Origin of the sequence: Streptomyces sp. NPDC048191, assembly GCF_040652655.1 — a bacterium.
Lineage (GTDB): Bacteria > Actinomycetota > Actinomycetes > Streptomycetales > Streptomycetaceae > Streptomyces.
Genome location: NZ_JBEZMO010000050.1, coordinates 13,409 through 31,543 on the forward strand (window position 1 = coordinate 13,409; position 18,135 = coordinate 31,543).

Genomic DNA, 18,135 nt, shown 5'->3' on the forward strand with positions numbered 1-18,135 from the left:
CCGTCTGCAAAGCGCACGGACACCCACGCAGGCCGGCGCTGCACCTCGGACCAACGTCGGCGCCTGTCGGTGAGCTCCTCATCGACGTCGGACGAGCGGCGGCAGACTGCACCGATCGACCAGCCTGCCAAACGTCCCGACGCAACTCCATCGCAGGCAGATCTGCGCTTCCCCGGCACCACCCCAACACCCTGATGCACCCAATTTCGCGTCGTGTCGAGCTGCCGACGTAGAGCGCCCCATGCCTGGACACCGCGCGGGCGCCCCGCACTGATCCATATCGTCTGGCCGAACCCCGGTACGAGTCCAGCCCGAGTCGAGTTCACGAGGAAACACCTTGCCCGAAAGCGACCTTCCGCAGCGGAGCCCCCACCCCTTGACGACCACCGCTGGCGTGCGGTCCTGGCTGGTCTCGGCCGTGGCCGAGGCGGCCGGCATCGATCGCACTTCCGTCGATCAGGACCGGCCATTGGCCGAATTCGGCCTCGGTTCACGCCAGTTGGTCGCCTTGGCCGCGGGACTGACCGCGCACGCGGGTGTCCGCCTCGAGCCGGCCCTGCTCTTCGAACACCCCACGATCGACGCCATTGCCCGGGCCCTGTTCCCCCCGTCACCGAGCCCCGAACCGTCAACGGCCCCGGCAGCATGCGGCGCTGCCTCCAGGAACGAAGTGGCGATCGTATCCATGGCCTGCCGCTACCCGGGCGGCGCAGACGCCCCCGACGCCCTGTGGCAAGTGCTGGACGCAGGCACGGATGTCATTCGCGAGGTCCCCCCCGGCCGGTGGGACACGCGTGGCCTCCACGACCCTGATCCGAAGACCACGGGCAAGGCGTACAGCTTGCGCGGAGGGTTCCTCGACGGCGGCATCGACCGGTTCGACGCTGCCTTCTTCGGCATCTCCCCGCGTGAGGCCGCCGCGATGGACCCCCAGCAGCGGATCCTGCTCCAGACCGCCTGGGAGGCCTTCGAACGTGCCGGAGTCCTCCCGGAGACCCTCAACGGGAGTCGTACTGGCGTGTATCTCGGCCTGTACGACAGCGGCTACCTCGCTTCGGCTTCGCTCGACCAGCTGGACGGGCACGTCGGCACGGGCTCAGCAGGCAGTGTCGCCTCAGGACGCATCGCCTACTGGTTCGGCCTGCGGGGGCCCGCCGTCACCATCGACACTGCCTGCTCCTCTTCATTGGTCGCCCTGCACCTGGCGGCACGCGCACTGGCGGGCAGGGAATGCGACCTCGCCCTGGCAGGCGGGGCGACGCTGCTAGTCACCCCGCGCGGCCACGTGGAGTTCAGCCGGCTGCGCGGCCTGTCCCCCTCCGGCCGTTGCCGCCCCTTTTCAGCTTCGGCGGACGGAGTGGTGTGGGCCGAGGGCTGTGGACTCGTCCTGCTGAAGCGACTCGACGATGCGCGCCGCGACGGCGACCGGATCCTGGCCGTCATCAAGGGATCGGCCGTCAATCAGGACGGTCGCAGCCAGGGCCTGAGCGCCCCCAGCGGAAAGGCTCAGGAGCGGCTCCTGCGCGCAGCCCTGGAGGCGGCCGGGCTCACTGCGCAGGACCTGGACCATGTCGAAGCGCACGGGACCGGAACTCCGCTGGGAGATCCCATCGAACTACGCGCCCTGGCCAAGGTCTTCGGGCCGGGGCGCTCGACAGACCGACCGCTGGGTGTCGGGTCGTTGAAGTCGAACATCGGCCATACCCAGGCGGCGGCCGGTGTCGGCGGTGTCATCAAGACCGTCCTCGCTCTCGTGCACGAGCGCGTACCTGCATCCCTGCACGCGGACGATCCGACCGACCACATCGACTGGGGCAGCAGTGGCCTGCAGGTGCGGACGGATGCGAAGACGTGGCCCCGCGACGCAGCCCGGGTACGGCGAGCCGGTGTCAGCGCCTTCGGGATCAGCGGAACCAACGCCCACGTCATCCTGGAGGAGGCACCCGAACCGCCGGCCCGACCCACGACCACAGGCGATCAGGTCCCCAAGCTGTTCCCGCTGTCGGGCCGAAGCCGTCCTAGCCTTAAAAGGCAAGCTGCCCGGCTGCGCGACGCCCTCGAAGCGAACCCGGATCTGCCCCTGTCGGCCGTCGCTTCGACCCTTGCCCACCATCGCAGCCACTTCGGCCACCGGGCCGTCCTCCGGCCGATCGACCGCCCCGGACTGCTCGCCGCCCTCAAGGACCTCGCCGACGGTCGGCCGGACCCCGAGCAGACCACCGGCCCCCATGAGACGAGGCCTACGGGCAAGGTCGCCTTCGTCTTCCCGGGACAGGGCGCCCAGTGGACCGGCATGGCCCGCGACCTACTCGACCGCGACCCCGTGTTCGCAGCCGAACTGGACCGCTGCGACGCCACACTTCGTCGCTTCACGCAGTGGTCCGTCGCCGCCGTGCTTCGGGGCGACGAAGGCAGCCCCTCGATGGACCGGGTGGACGTCGTCCAACCGGTGCTGTTCGCCGTCATGGTGTCCCTCGCGGCCGTGTGGCGGGCCCGGGGCGTAGAGCCCGATGCCGTCATCGGGCACAGCCAGGGCGAGGTCGCGGCTGCCTGTGTCGCCGGGGCGCTCAGCCTCGACGATGCAGCCGCCGTGGTCGCCGTACGCAGCCGCGCCCTGACAGGACTGGCCGGCACAGGCACCATGGCGGTGATTGCACTGCCCCACACCGACGTGTCGGCCCTGCTCGACGGGAACGTGTCCGTCGCCGCCGTCAACAGTGGTAGGGCCACGGTGGTCGCGGGGACCGCGGAATCGGTGCAGTCCCTCCTCGCCCGGCTGGAAGCACGTCAGGTGTTCGTCCGCGGCCTCGAGGTGGACTACGCCTCGCACAGCGCTCAGGTCGAGCCCGTACGAGAGGAGATCGTCGGCGGTCTCGACGGTGTCGTCACCTCCCCGGCAGACATCGCCTGGTACTCGACCGTCACATCCGCACCGGTAACCGGCGAACTCACCGCCGACTACTGGTACACCAACCTGCGGGAGCCCGTCCGTTTCGCTGCGACGGCCGAGCGCATGCTGGCCGACGGATATCGTCATTTCGTCGAGCTCAGCCCGCATCCCTCCCTCCTCACCGCTCTGCGAACCATCGGTGAGGAGTCCGATCACGACTTGATCGCCATCGAGTCGCTGCGGCGCGACGAGGACGGACCCGCCTGCCTGACGATGGCCTTGGCCGAACTCCACGCCCGTGGAGGCCGGATCGACTGGCACGCGCTGATCACCGACTGCGGCACGGTCGACCTTCCGACCTACGCCTGGGATGAGCAGTCGTACTGGGTCGAACCCGCGCGCTCCTCCAGCCTGCCGGCCCTGTTCGACCGCGCTGCCCACCCCCTCCTCGGCGTGCAACTGCAATCGGCCGACGAAACCCGATGGACCTTCCGCGGGGAATGGTTCGCGGACACGGCCGACTGGCTGGCCGATCACCGCGTCTTCAGGCGCACGGTGGTGTCAGGCACGACTCTGTTGGAGCTCTGTCGCGCAGCGATTGCCGTTGCCCGTCCGGACGCACCACTGGACGTGACCGATCTGCTCCTGCTCAGCTCGCTCGTACTGCCGGAATCAGGCAGCGTCGAGGTCTCCGTCGAGGTCAGCACGGCGGGCAGTGCGCCCGAGATCACCGTGCACAGTCGCCGTCGCAGCCGGGAAGACGCCTGTTGGACCCTGCACGCGACCGCCTCGGCTGCCGACTCCACCCTGCTTGCCGAGGACGAGCCTCCGGTGTGGCCCGAGGACGCCGAAGAGGTCTGGACGGCGCAGACATACGAACGGCTCACCGCCCTCGGGCTGAGCTACGGGCCGGCGTTCCAGGGCGTTCGCTCGGTGGTATCGACCGGCGAGGGTGAACTCCTCGCCCGTCTGTCCCTGCCCTCCATCATCAGTGACGTATCCGACGCCTACCCGCTGCACCCGTCGCTGCTGGACGCCGCCCTGCAGGTGGCCGCTGCCTTCAACCTCACGGACGGACGCGTGCTCCTTCCGGTCGCGGTCGGGCGCTGCACGACGGCTGCCTGTCCGGCCGGTGACGTGACGGCACGAGTGCGGAAGACCAGCGGCTCGGCCTCGGAGCTCACCCTGGAGGTCACCCTCTGGGATGCTGACGGGTTTCCTGCCGGACGCCTCGTGGACGTACGGCTACGCGCCGCCAGCCCGGCGGACCTGGACGGTGGCTTGGAGAGCGCACGGCACATGTACGAGGTGTCATGGACGCCTGTCGCTCCGTCGGGCAGACAGGCGCCGGACATCGCCTGGGCGGTCACCGGCGATGCGGCCGACCCTCAGATCGCCGACGCACTCGACCGCCCGGTGCAGCGCGAGATGGGTGCCGACGTAGTCGTGCGGTTGTGGCCGCGCGCGCAGCCGGATGCCGACCCGGCCGCCACGGCCCACGAGCAGGCTTCCGAAGCACTTGCGGAACTGCAGGCTCTGATCGCCCGTGCCGCCGAGCAGGTTTCGGCCCGGACCATCTGGGTGACCCGCGGAGCGGTAGCGGCGGCCGCGGGGGATTGTGTTGACGGCTACGCACAGTCGGTGCTCTGGGGGCTGGCGCGCAGCGCCCGCGCAGAGCACCCCAATCTCGGACTAACCCTGCTTGATCTCGACGACTCCGACCCAGTGTCCGCGCTCACCACCGCGGTCCAGCTCTCGGACGAACCGGAACTCGCGGTGAGGGAAGGGGAAATGTTTGCCCCACGCCTGGTGCGGGCCCGTGTCGGGGACACCGTGCACATACCTCACGAAGCCGCATACGAGCTGACCGGGCTGCCCGACCGGCCTCACCCGATTCCCTTGGCTCCCTTGCAGCTGGCAGGCGGGCAGGTGCGCATCCAAGTCGAGGCCCTGGCGCTCTCCGCGCCGGACAACCATCTCGCGTGCGCCGGTGTCGTCTGCGAGGTGGCGCCGGACGTGGTCGACGTCGCGTACGGCCAACGGGTACTGGCGGTTGCCGACCACGCCTCCTGCTCGCAGGTTGTGGTCGCTGCCGCGGATGTCGTTCCGCTGCCGGACACGATGCCCTGCACGACTGCCGTGGCCGAACTCACCGACACGGAAGCGCACGAACCGGCAGCCCGCGTCTTCCCCGTGAGTGCCACACGTACCGCACTGCGCCGCGCCGCAGTCACCAGCCGCCCCATCGTGCTCGATCTCATCGGTGCGCCCACCTCGGTGCCCACTGACGGAACAGTATTGATAACGGGTGGTCTCGGTGCCATCGGCCGACACATCGCGACTGTCCTGGCCGACAACGGGGTGCGGCGGATGGTCCTGACGGCGCGCAAAGGCCCCGAGGATGCCCGCGCGGCCGGCGCCGTCACCGAACTTCGTGCACTCGGCGCGGACGCCACGGTCGTGGCGTGCGACGTCACCGATCCCGCTTCCGTGGCCATCGCGCTCGCCCACGTCGACGGGGAGCATCCGCTGCGCGGTGTGGTCCATTGCGCCGGGATCCTGGACGACGGTGTGATCGCAGAGCTGACGCAGGAACGGCTGGCTAGGGTCCTGCGTCCCAAAGTCGACGGCGCCGTGCATTTGCACCGGCTGACTGCGCGCGCCCAACTCGACCTGTTCCTGCTCGTCTCCTCGGCAGCCGGAGTCGTGGGGAACGCGGGCCAGGGCAACTATGCGGCTGCCAATGCCTTTCTTGATCAGCTGGCTCACCACCGGCATGCACGCGGTCTGGCCGGCACCTCCGTCTCGTTCGGCGCATGGGAGGGCGCAGGCCTCGCCGCGTCGGCGGACCTGGACCGCATGGCACGGCGCGGCTACCGGGCCCTCACCCCTCGCGAGGGCGGCGATCTCGTCGCCATGGTCTTGCGACAGGATGCTCCCCATCTCGTGGCTTGGGCTCTCGACCTGCAACGCCTTCGCACCGGTGACGCAGCAGGCTCGGCCCTGTGGCGTTCGCTCATGCCCGTGTCGGACTCTGCGAAGCACGAGGTCAGCCTTGCGGACCGCTTGGCACGCCTGCCCGCGGCACAGCGCGCAGAGCGTTTGACGGCCCTGGTCCGCGAGGAGGTCTCCCGTGCCCTGGGGCTGCGTTCCACCGATCACGTGCGGACCGATCAGCCCCTGCGCGATCTGGGCATGGACTCGGTCACCGCCGTTGAACTGCGCAACCGCATCGGGGCTCGCCTGGGCGCCAAGCTGCCGGCAACCCTCTTGTTCGACTACCCCACAACCGCCAAGCTGAGCAGCCATCTGCTGTCCACCGTGCTGGGCCGGACTCCGGACCCGTCGGCCGGCGTGATCCGCTCCGGTCCCGTCGATGCCTCCCGCTCGGACGAACCGATCGCCATTGTGGCCATGGCATGTCGACTGCCCGGCGGTGTGTCCGAACCGGACGACCTGTGGCGGCTGGTGGCCGAGGGCAGAGATGCCATCGGTCCTTTCCCCGACGCACGCTGGGACGTGGAGTCGCTCTACGACCCGGACCCGGACGCCCTCGGCAAGTCGTACACGCGCGAGGGCGGTTTCCTCGATGACATCGAGTCCTTCGACCCATCCTTCTTCGGCATCACCCCCCGAGAGGCAGCGGCCATGGACCCGCAGCAGCGCCTGCTGCTGGAGACATCGTGGGAGGCCCTGGAGCGCGCCGGAATCGTCCCCGCGCAGCTCGCGGGCAGCAGCACGGGCGTGTATGTGGGAATGTTCGGAAGCGGCTATCTGGCGGGCCCAGCACTCGATCAGCTCGACGGCTACGTGGGTACCGGCTCCGCGCTCAGCGTAGCCTCGGGCCGACTCGCCTACGCCCTTGGTCTGCACGGCCCGGCCCTCACCGTGGATACGGCCTGCTCATCGTCACTGGTCGCCACGCATCTTGCGGCACAAGCGCTGCGCGCCGGTGAGTGCGATCTGGCGCTGGCCGGTGGAGTCACCCTGATGGTGACTCCGCAGACCTTCGTCGAGTTCAGCCGACTGCGCGGGCTCTCACCGACCGGCCGGTGCCGCTCCTTCTCCGACGATGCCGACGGCGCCGTCTGGGCCGAGGGCGCAGGCATGCTTGTACTCAAGAGGCTGAGCGACGCCCAGCGCGACGGGGACAAGGTACTGGCGGTGCTGCGCGGCACGGCCGTCAACCAGGACGGGCACAGCCAGGGCCTGTCCGCTCCGAACGGCCCCGCCCAGGAACAGGTCATTAGGCGGGCACTGAAGCAGTCCGGTATCACGCCCTCGGAGATCGATTACGTGGAGGCACACGGCACCGGCACGACGCTCGGCGATCCGATCGAGGCAGGTGCCCTGGGGCGGGTCTTCGGGAACTCCCGCCCACACGGGCGGCCCCTGCACCTGGGCTCGCTCAAATCCAACATCGGTCATACGCAGGCCGCTTCCGGCGTGTGCGGACTGATCAAGGTCGTACTGTCCCTGCGCAATCAGAGCCTGCCGCGCACCCTGCATGCAGGCACACCCAGCCGCCACGTCGACTGGGAGGGCAGCGGACTGCGGCTGCTCCAGGAGGCGGTCGCCTGGCCGGTCACGAAAGAGCGGACACGTCGAGCAGGGGTGAGTGCCTTCGGCATCAGCGGTACCAATGCCCACGTCATCGTGGAGGAAGCACCCCAGCAGGCTGTCGCAGACGGTGGGCCGGCGCCCGACGGACGGCAGCTCTTCGTCCTTTCCGCCCGCAGCGAGGCAGCACTGCGCGCGCAGGCGGGCAGGCTCGCGCGGCGCGCCGTCGCTGGCGTCTCACTGCCCGACCTTGCCCACACCCTCGCTCGCCACCGCAGCCACTTCGAATGGCGCACGGCACTGGTCACGAATGATCAGAACGAGCTGCTCTCCTCCCTCGAGGCATTGAGCAGCGGACGCAGGCCCGTGAACAAGCCTCGTGAAGAGCAGTCCGGCAAGGTGGCGTTCGTCTTTCCCGGACACGGCGGCCACTGGCCCGGCATGGAACGTGACATGCTCTCGCAGTCCGAGGCCTTCCGGACCGAGATGACACGGATCGACCAGGCAGTACGACGGTGGGCCGGCTGGTCCGTCCTGGACACACTACGCGCCCCTGACGAGTCCTCATGGCTTGCTCGCACCGAGCGCCTCCAGCCGGTGCTGTTCGCACTCAACGCGTCTGTCGCCGCAGCTTGGCGGGAACTCGGCGTCGCCGCTGATGCGGTCGTCGGCCACAGCCTCGGCGAAATCGCCGCAGCTTACAGCGCCGGGGCACTCACCCTGGACGAGGCGGTGACCGTCGTGACCAGCCGCGCCGAGGCAGTGGCGCCGCTCGTTGGGTGCGGCGGGATGCTTGCCGTGCACCTGCCACTGGCGGACCTCGAGGAACTGCTCACCTCCTACACCGACCGACTCTTCATCGGGGCGGTCAACAGCTCCGCTGACACAGCCGTCTCCGGCAGGGCGGACGCCCTCGCCGAATTCCACGCACAGCTTACGGAGCGAGGTGTCACCGCACGCATCCTGTCGACTCCGTTCGCCTCGCACACCCCGCTGATGGACCCGCTGCGCACGCAGTTCCTCGACCGTCTCTCCGACGTCCGCAGCAGCCGCACACCGACCACCGTCTACTCGTCGCTGCGGGCCGAGACGATCCCCGGCGACCACCTCGACGCTGAGTACTGGTTCGCCAACCTCCGCCAACCGGTGCGATTCGCCGACACCATCCGTCGAATGCTCGACGACGGCTACCGCTACTTCGTCGAACTCAGCCCGCACCCTTCGCTCCTCTCGTCGATCGAGGCAGTCGCCGCGGACGCCGGGATCGACGCTGTCGGCGTCGGATCGCTACGCCGAGGCCAAGCCTGCCCGGACGCGCTCCTCGAGCGGGTGGGCGAGCTGTACACGGCGGGGCACACGCCCACTTGGCCCGCGCTCTTCCCACAGGGCCGCCGTCTGGACCTGCCCACCTACCCCTTCGTCCGCGAACGGCACTGGCTGGCGCCCATGCACACCGCCAGCACGGCCGGCTCCCCGCTCCTGGGCACCCACATCCAGCCCAGCGACGAGCCGGGTCGGAACATCTTCGAGTCCGAGATCGACCTCAGCGCCAGCCACCACAGCTACCTGATGGACCACAAGGTGGCCGGTCAGGTCTGGATGCCGGGGGCGGCGTTCCTGGAGATGGCCCTGGAGGCAGCAGCCAGTGTTCTCGGCGACGGCCCGGCCGAACTGGCCGACGTGCGTTTCCTGCAGCCACTGCATCTCGATCCCGACCATCCCGTACGACTCCAGCTCGTCCTAAGGCCCACCGAAGACAGCTTCCGCGACTTCACAATCGCCTCAGCTGCCACCGGCGAACGTTCCCCCACCTGGCAGCAGCACGTCACGGGGCGCATCGCCGTTGCGCCGGAGACCCTTACCGAACACGGAGTAGGGCTCTCAGAGCTGCGCGAGCGATGTTCCGAACCCGTCGACCTGTCCGCGCTCTACGCCGGCTTCGCCGCTTTGGGCCTTGACTACGGCACCGCCTTCCGCGGGCTGGCCGAAGGGCACCAGAGCGCCTGCTCCGCGGTCGTGCGCCTCACTGCCCGGCCTTCCGCCGGCCACCTGATGCACCCGGCCACCCTGGACGCCGCCTTCCACTCGGCGGCCATGCCGGCGCAAGCGCCCGGGCAGCGGGCGTTCGTACCGGCCGAAGTGGGCCGGGTGCGGCACAGGGGACTCCACACCGCACCGGCCTGGGCAAGCTGCGATCTGCTGTCCGTGGACGGTGACTGCGCGACACTGGATCTGCGGCTGTGGGACGACAGCGGTCGAGTGGTCCTTGAAGCCAAGGACCTCCGGCTGGCCGCGCTATCCCCGCTGAACGACGCTCTCTTCGAGACCCGCTGGCACCCGCGCCCAATGGCCCAGGAGCCGGCCCCCGAAGGCAGCTGGCTGATTGTCGCTGACGAAACAGGAATCGCCCGGGATCTGAGCGACAGGCTCGACGGCCTCGCCCCGTACGTCCTTGCCCGCCGTGGCGAGACCTACGCAGCCGAAGGCCCAAACCGGTACGTCCTCGACACTGCCGACCCCGCACAGCTCGGTCGGCTCCTTGACGAGGCGTTCGCCGATGCGCTCCCCGTGCGGGTGGTCCAGCTTTCCGCGCTCGACGCACCGGCGATCATCGACGCCCGCACGGCCGAGGCGGCGACACACCTGAGCTGTTTGACGACCGTCCACCTGGTTCGGGCCATCACCAGCCGGGCGCAGGGCCGGGCGCCTCGCCTGTTTGTCGTGGTACGCGGCAGCCAGGCCGCCGGCGACAGCAGCGCGGTGGCGCATCCCCAGCAGGCGCTCGCCTGGGGCCTCGGGCTCGCCGTTGCCCAAGAACACCCGGAAGTTGCTCTCACCCTGGTCGACCTGCCCGCCGACGCAGGAGCGGACATGCTGTGGACGCAGCTATGGCACGCGGACGACGAGCGAATGATCGCTCTACGCGACGCCAGCCGCTTCGTCCCGCGCCTGGCCCGCACCAGACCCGACACCGGCAGCGAGATTGACCGGGCGGACGGCGTACACCTGATCACCGGCGGCCTGGGCGGCATCGGCCGTGTCATCGCCGAACGGCTCGTGCGCCGGGGAGTCCGACGGCTCGCGCTGATGGGTCGCAGCACCCCCGACGAGACTGCCGCGGCCTGGATCTCAGGGCTCGAGCAGCGCGGTGTCACCGTGCACGTGGCCCGCACCGATGTCGCCGACCGCGCAGGACTGTCAGCCGCGCTGGAGGCCGTGCGCCGCGAGGTGGGCCCCGTCACCAGGATCGTTCACGCCGCTGGCGTCCTGGAGGACGCCACCCTGGCCAACCTGACCGAGGAGAGCATCCGGCGTGTCCTCGCACCCAAGGTGCTCGGTACCGTCCTGCTCACGGAACTCGTGCCCGAGGCGGACGACCTGGTGCTGTTCGCATCGGTGGCCGGCCTGGTGGGCTCGGCGGGCCAGAGCGCCTACTCGGCTGCCAACGCCTTCCTCGACGCGTGGGGCCACCATCTGGTGCACGCCGGCCGCCGAGCGCTCAGCCTGGACTGGGGAGCATGGGCCGACGCCGGTATGGCAGCCGAATCCGGCCGCGCCGCCCAGACCAACCGCTCCGGCCTCGCCGCCCTTTCTCCGCAGGACGGCGGCGAATTGTTCGACCGGGTGCTGACCTCGAGTCGCCGCCAGCTCGCGCCGGTTGCCTTCGACTGGAACCGCCTGGCCCTGGACCGGGACGCCGTACGCAGCCGGCCTCTTCTCGCCGAGCTGCTGGTTCCCCGGGCCGAGGGCACGGACGACGACGGCACGGTGCACAGGGTCTTCGCAGCCACCGGCGAGGAGGAGCGTTCCGAAGCGCTCGAGAGGTACGTACGCACCCGCGTCGCTGCGGTCTCGGGCGCTCCCGTGGACGTGTCCGGCACCACGGCGCTTCAGGATCTCGGCTTGGACTCGCTCATGCTGGTACGACTGCGCAACTCCTTCGCTCGGGACCTCGGCACCGACCTCGCCGTCACCGACATCTTCGCGGCCAAAGACATCCGCGGTCTCGTACGCCTTCTGGCTGTATCGCTGCCCGAAGACGGCTCGCAGGGCAGGGGAACGTCCGTGGGGCCCGACCGGGCCGTACCGCCGACCGAGCTGCGTCCCGCGACTCGGGACGTCGTACGGCTCCTGCGCAGCGCGCGGCCAGGCATGCCCGACGCGGCTCACTCGATCGGTCTCGCCTTGCGGCTGGCCACGCCTACAAGCCCCAAGTCGCTCGGCGGGATCCTCGACCGGCTGGCTGCCAGGCACGCGGCGCTGCGCACGGCAATCGTGAACGGCCCCGAAGGCGGACGTCTGCTGCGGGTGGACCGCGAACCGGCCATGCCCTTGCTGCTGTGGACGGAAGTCACCGGCCCGAACGCCGCCGAGCGGCTGCGTCTCCTGCTGGAGCGCCCCTACTGCCTTGCCCAGGGGCCGCTGTGGCGATTCGAACTCATCGACGGCGGTCCAGAGGGCCAGTTTCTGGTTTTCGGAGCTCACCATGCGGTCAGCGACCTCCAGTCACTCCTTGTCGTTGCCGCGGAAATCGACGCCGAACTGTCCGGAACAGTGCTCGACGGCACCCCGACCAACCGTGACATCGACCTGCTGGTCAGCGCGCAGCAGAGCGGTGAGGAGAGTTTCGGCAACGACTGGCGCACGGCCTTCCACGGCAGCAAGCGGCTCGATCTGACGCTTGCCCGGCCGCGCCCGGAGATCCGCAGCTACCGGTCCGACAGCGTGACCGTTGCCATCCCCGGCGGTCTGATGGAGCGCGTTTCCGCCACGGCGGGCAGCCTCGGTATCACGCCTGCCGCCTTCTGCCTCGGCACGCTCACCGTGCTGTTGGCCCGGAGGCAGGAATGTGAGCAGTTCGTGCTCGCCGTGCCGGTGGATACCCGCATCCACGTCGATGCCGACGGCGCGGTCGGCTTCTTCGGTGTACCGGTGCCCTTCCCTGCGATGGCCGTGGCATCCGAATCCGTTGCAGACGTGCTGCTCCGCACCGACAGCAGACTGCGGAGGATCCTTTCTAAGGGAGCCATGTTCACCGACGTGCTTTCCACGCTCGCTCGTCAGGGCCTGTACCGATCGAACGCACCGCTCGTCGAGGTCTACTTCAACTACGTGCGCTTCGCTGGCCGCTTGGCGAACCTCGAGGTGCTGCCGACCGGAGCCGGCCACACCGACCTGGATCTGATGATCACCATGACGCCGGACACTGGGACCGTCTGCCTCGACCACAACACAGACGTGCTGGACACGGACACCGTGACCGCACTGGGAGAGGACTTCCTGCGGTTGCTCGAACACACCACCGGGAACACCATGGACCCCGTACGCGAAGCGCACGGGACCAACCGGCTCGAGGAGTGCGCTGAGGGTCCGCGTCTTGCCCTCGCCGCCACCTTTGCCCTCGGGGACCTGCCCGCAATGTGCGAGGCCGCGCTGGAAACGGAGCGGGCTGCGGTCGCCGAGGCGCCGTATCACCAGGTCCTCGCCGCACTGCAGAACCCTTCGGGAGTCTTCGCCGACCCGGCCACCGCCATGTCCGTCGTCCTACTGCGGGCCGCGGACCTGGAACGCTTCGGCCCGATGGACGATGCCCTGCTCGCCGAGCTCACCATCACCTACTCTGCCGCGCTCAGGGAATACGCCGCCCGCACACCCCTGATCGTCGGCATCCTCCCCACCTGCGGGTCTCCGGAACGCCTCCAGGCCTGGGAGCGCACCCTCGCCGCAGACCTCGCAGGAGCTCCGGGCATCGCGGTCCTCGGACCCGACCGGTGGGCCTGGGATCACACCGGTGCGGACTGTTTCGACGACGTCACCGACAAGCTGGCGCACCTGCCGTTCACTCCAGACTTCCAGGCGGCCATCGCGCTGCGACTCGCCGAGGTGGTCCGCGCCGCGCGGCGACCCGCACCGAAGGTGATCGCCGTCGACGGTGACGAGACACTGTGGGGCGGAGTGGCAGGCGAGATCGGCCCCGAGGCGGTGGATCTCGCCGGCTCCCGTGCCCTGCTCGCCAGCCGGCTGTTGCAGTGGCGGGACGCGGGAACGTTGCTGGTCCTGCTCAGCAACAACGACGAAGAGACCGTCCGCGCCGTCCTCGACCGCCCGGACAGCCGGCTCCGTGTCGAGCACTTCAGCGTGCTCTCCGCATCCTGGGGCCCCAAGCCGGTCCGTCTCGCCCAGGCCGCCCGCACCCTCAACCTCGGGCTCGACAGCTTCCTGTTCCTGGACGACAATCCTGCAGAGATCGCGAAGATGCGCTCCCAGCATCCCCAGGTGCTCTCCGTGACCTGCCCCCAGGGCCCCGAGCTCGATCCGTTCCTGCACCGCTTGTGGCCCCTCGTGCCGGCCGCCACCACCGACGAGGACTCCCTGCGCGCGCGGTTCTACGAACAGGAATACGAACGGGACACAGCCCGAGCGAACTCCGGCTTCGAAGAGTTCCTGTCCGACCTCGAACTCAACGTCGACATCCGCAGCCTGGCCCCAGCGCACATCCAACGGAGCGAGCAGCTCATTCGCCGCACCAACCAGTTCGTCCTGCGCATGCGCTCGGATGACGACCTGGCCCGGTGGCAGGAACAGGGCGAGGTGTGGACTGCGACGGCCCGCGACCGTTTCGGCGATTACGGTCAGATCGCCCTGCTTGCGTTCCACAGCAAGGGCGGCCTGCTCGATGTCGTGGCATGGACGATGAGCTGCCGTGCCCTTGGCCGGGGCATCGAAGAGCAACTGTTGGGCTGGCTAGCCGACCGGGCCGAAGAATTCGGCTGCACCAAAGTCCGGTTCACCGCCGAGCGGACACCGCGCAATGCCCCCGCCCGCCGCCTGATCGCCGCGCTCGGCGGCGGCGACCCTGACGACGAACGGCTCGACGTCCAGGTCACCCCGGAAGAACTGCGGACCTTCCGGTCCTGGAAGCAGCCGTGATCCGGCGCAGCCCGTGGCTCCCGGGACCGCGGTCAGCACGAATTGGAACGACGCAACACGTGAAGGGTCCTGATGCGTGACATGAACCTTGACTCGAAGCACACCAGCAGGCAGAAGGACACCGCCGAATCGATCGAGCGGGGCAGTGGTGGGCTGAGCGTCGCCGACGTCCTCGCCAGGGTCCGAGGGGCCGGAGCGGGCCCCGACCCGGCAGCCCTGTCCATTCCTACCGTGGAGGGCCTGGCAACCGTCATCGCCGGCGCGGCCGGGCGTCACCTGCCCTCGGGCAGTCTGGCTCCCGATGCCGACTTCTTCGATGCGGGAGGCACGTCCGTCCAAGCCGTGGAGCTCGTCGCCGAACTGGAGCGGCAGCTCGGCATCGAGGTCGGCCTCGACGAGGTCTTCCAGGATGCCCGTCCAGCCAGCCTGGCCCGGCGGTGGATGCCGCTTGTCGCGAGCACCACGACAGCCCAGCCGCACACACCCACACTTGCCGCGTCGCAAGAGTCAGCCCCCGCCGCGGTGGTAACGACGCCGGCCGTCGCCCCCGTGCCTTTGACACCCATCCGGTTTCACGCCGTGCCGCCCGCCCCGACTCCGCACGCACCACCCCCCGTGTGCCGGGTGCCTGAGATCGACGCGCACTCCCGAGCCCGTCGAGAAGATCTGGATCAGATCTTCTCCGACCTGGCCCTCGCCGACGGGCTGCCGTTGGTCGACCCGCCCGAGCCGACGCCTCCCCGACACATTTTGCTGACCGGCGCAACCGGGTTCCTGGGCAGCCACATGCTGCTTGACCTGCTTCGGCACAGCGATGCACACGTGTACTGCCTGATCCGGGCAGACGACGAGGAAAGCGCAACCGCACGCCTCGGCAACCGGCTGCGGCACTACGAGCTGCCCTGGTCGTCGGAGATACGCCGCCGCGTCACCGTACTGCCCGGTGACATCCGACGTCCGCGACTCGGTCTCCCGGACGAGCAGTGGCACACCCTCGCAGGCCGACTCGACAGCGTGGTCGGCGTGGCAGCCGCGGTGGACTTCCTGCGCGGCTACCCCTCACTGCGGCGGAGCAACGTCCTCGGCGCGCTCGCCCTCGCCGAACTGGCGGCGGCGGGCCGTCCCAAGCCGCTGCACCACGTATCGTCCATCGCGGTGTTCAACCAGGTCGGGATCACCTCGATGGGCGAGGATGACCCCCTCGCCCACATCGAACGTCTCGTCTCCGGATACGACCAGTCGAAGTGGGCCGCGGAGGTGGCCCTGCGCCGCGCCCGCGACCGCGGCCTCGTCGTCACCGCGCTGCGCCCGGGCGGTATCGGCGGACACACCAAGACCGGCGCCTACAACGCGCAGGATCTCAGCAGCGGCCTGATCTCCGCCTTCGGCCGCTTCCGGACCGTGCCGGCATTTCGCTACCTGAACGCCGCCCCGGTCGACTGGGTCAGCCGGGTCGCGGTCGCAGCCGTCTGCGAGCCAGCAGCCTGGGGAGGCGACTACAACCTGACCGGGGTACCCAACACCTTGGACGACGTCGTCCGGGACATGGCTCTCGCAGGCATGCACGTACGGGTCCAGGACTGGGACGCGTGGCGCATCGACACCTTGGCCCGTCTGGAAGCCGAACCGGTGCCCGAACTCGCCTTCTTGACAAGGGTGCTGAGGACCCCATCAGCGCTCAAGCTGTGCGAAGCCACGCTGAAGGGACCCGCGGCGACCGCGCACCGAACCGAGGGGTTGGTCACGGCCCTGGGGCTCCCGCTCGCCAGCCGTTACGACGCTCAGTCTCAGCTGAGGACGGTGGAAAAGCTTGCCGCCGACGGCCTGGCACGCCTGCCGCACAAGGACGATGCCCCCTACCTCTGGTTCGCCGAGACCACCAAAGGCACCATGAGCCCGGTCGGCGGAGGCGGCGAATCACCCTGTGCGATGGAATTGACCCTGTCGATCGCCGGCATGTACCAGCTCGTGAGGGAACGACGGATCGACGTCAGAGGCCAACTGGCCTGCCCGGCCGTCCATCCCGCGCCGTTGAAGGTGGAACGCGGCGACGTTTGGGTACGACCCGAGCAAGGCATCCCGGAGCAGCACGGCCTCACCCACCAACTCCTGCGCTACGAGCTGACGCTGCGGGACGCGGAAGGCAGCCGATGGTGGCTGGAGGGCCTCAAGTACGCGCGGGCACGCCGAGACCTGTGGCACCAGACGCGAGCGCTCACAGTGCGCCTCGGCCGCGAGGGTGAGGCCGCGAGTTTCCAGGGAGAGGTCATCGTGCCCGGCGACTCCTACGTCCGTGACCAGATAGACGGCATCAAGGTGGACCCGCGCCTGACCAGCCAAGAGAAGCGGGCCGCCAAACTGACGTGGCTCGCCTGGTTCGCTCTGGAGATGGGGCGTGGCCTGGTCGGCCCGTTCGCGCGGGCGGTCACCGACCTGCTCGACCTGCGCCGCACCTCGAACCTCAAGGACGACAAGCGATGATCTTCGGCACGCCTTCCCCCACCGCACGTACTTCCCTGCGCCGGAGCCGTGCGGGCGTAGTACTGCGCCCCCTGCGTCACCGTCTCCCCACCGAGCAGGTCGAGGAAGTTGCGCTCCGCACCGACGACGGCGTTCTCCTCGGACTCACCCGGATAGCCGGCGGAGAGACCGAGCGGCCGGCCGTGCTGTTGCTGCACGGGCACACCGCCTCCGCTGACATGTTCCTGCTGCCGGAGACCCGCAACCTCGTCGATGTCCTCCTCGACAACGGCTACGAGCCCTGGCTACTGGACTGGCGGGGCAGCTGCCGGCTTCCGTACAACCGTGACGGCGCACGCTATACGTACGACGACGTTGCGCTCTACGACATCCCGCACGCGGTGGCACGCATCCGTCAGCAAATCGGAGAGCGCCCGCTGTTTGTGGTCGCCCACTGCATCGGCTCGCTGGCCCTTTCCCTCAGCATCTCGGCCGGACTGGTCCCCGGCCTGGCCGGCGTGGTCTCGCAGGGTGTCTTCCTCACGCCCAAGATGGCCGGCCGGACGTCGTTGCGCATGGCTCTGGCGGGAGAGCTGCTCAAGAATCGGGTCGACCACATCCCGGTGGACTTCCGCACGGTCGGCCTGCGATCGAAGTACACCCCGCTGTTCGCACTGGCTTCCCGGAAGGCGGACTGTCCGGACCCGACCTGCCAGATCCTGCACAATTCGGCATGGGGCACCGGCGCCTCTCTATTCGTCCACCACAACCTAGCCGATGTCACGCATGACCGGCTCGCCGAGCTGCTCGGCCCGGCCCCGCTGTGGATACTGCCCCACCTGCAGCGCATTGCACTGGCCCGTAGCGTCGTGCGCTGGCACGACACCGACCACCGTTACCAGGCACTCCCGCCCAATGCCCTGGACGCAGCCCACCGCATCGACGCGCCGGTCCTGCTGCTTTCAGGGAGCGAGAACGCCCTGTGGCAGGACTCCCAGAAACTCTGCCACCAGGTACTCGCGCGACGTCAGCCGCAGTTGGACGTGACCTACACCGAGATCCCCGGCTACGGGCACCTGGACACGTTCCTGGGGCGGGGAGCCGCCCTGGACGTGTTCGGGCACCTCATCGAGTTCTTCGAAGGGCACCAATGAGGTGCTCTTCCTGCGCACAGGAGGCCAGCCGCGCCGGAGGCGTACCCGCTCTACGCAGCGGCACGAGCCGGACCTGCCGACCGTGCTCATAGATCTACGAGCCTTCTCGACCGACCGCACAAGTCATGAACGAACGAGAGG

General features: G+C 69.3%; 3 protein-coding genes. All 3 read left to right on the plus strand.

Annotation, left to right across the window (positions count from 1 at the left end; all coding sequences use genetic code 11):
* Positions 1-376: 376 nt before the first annotated feature.
* The 3 genes from AB0D93_RS39760 to AB0D93_RS39770 all read left to right on the plus strand — a co-directional run bounded on the left by AB0D93_RS39760 (position 377) and on the right by AB0D93_RS39770 (position 17,994).
* Positions 377-14,380: an SDR family NAD(P)-dependent oxidoreductase gene (locus AB0D93_RS39760; RefSeq protein WP_362131060.1), complete on the plus strand. Its 14,004-nt coding sequence runs from the start codon at positions 377-379 to the stop codon at positions 14,378-14,380.
* Between the two features lie 72 nt (positions 14,381-14,452).
* Positions 14,453-16,861: a thioester reductase domain-containing protein gene (locus tag AB0D93_RS39765; RefSeq protein ID WP_362131063.1), complete on the plus strand. Its 2,409-nt coding sequence runs from the start codon at positions 14,453-14,455 to the stop codon at positions 16,859-16,861.
* Positions 16,858-17,994, plus strand: a complete 1,137-nt coding sequence (locus tag AB0D93_RS39770) for an alpha/beta fold hydrolase (RefSeq protein WP_362131066.1) — start codon at positions 16,858-16,860, stop codon at positions 17,992-17,994. Before AB0D93_RS39765 ends, AB0D93_RS39770 begins: the two co-directional genes overlap by 4 nt.
* The last annotated feature ends 141 nt before the right edge of the window (positions 17,995-18,135 follow it).

What these genes read in the sequence shown, in the direction of transcription:
- AB0D93_RS39765 (WP_362131063.1), top strand. Translation starts at nt 14,453, where the DNA reads ATGCGTGACATGAACCTTGACTCGAAGCACACCAGCAGGCAGAAGGAC.
- AB0D93_RS39770 (WP_362131066.1), top strand. Translation starts at nt 16,858, where the DNA reads ATGATCTTCGGCACGCCTTCCCCCACCGCACGTACTTCCCTGCGCCGG.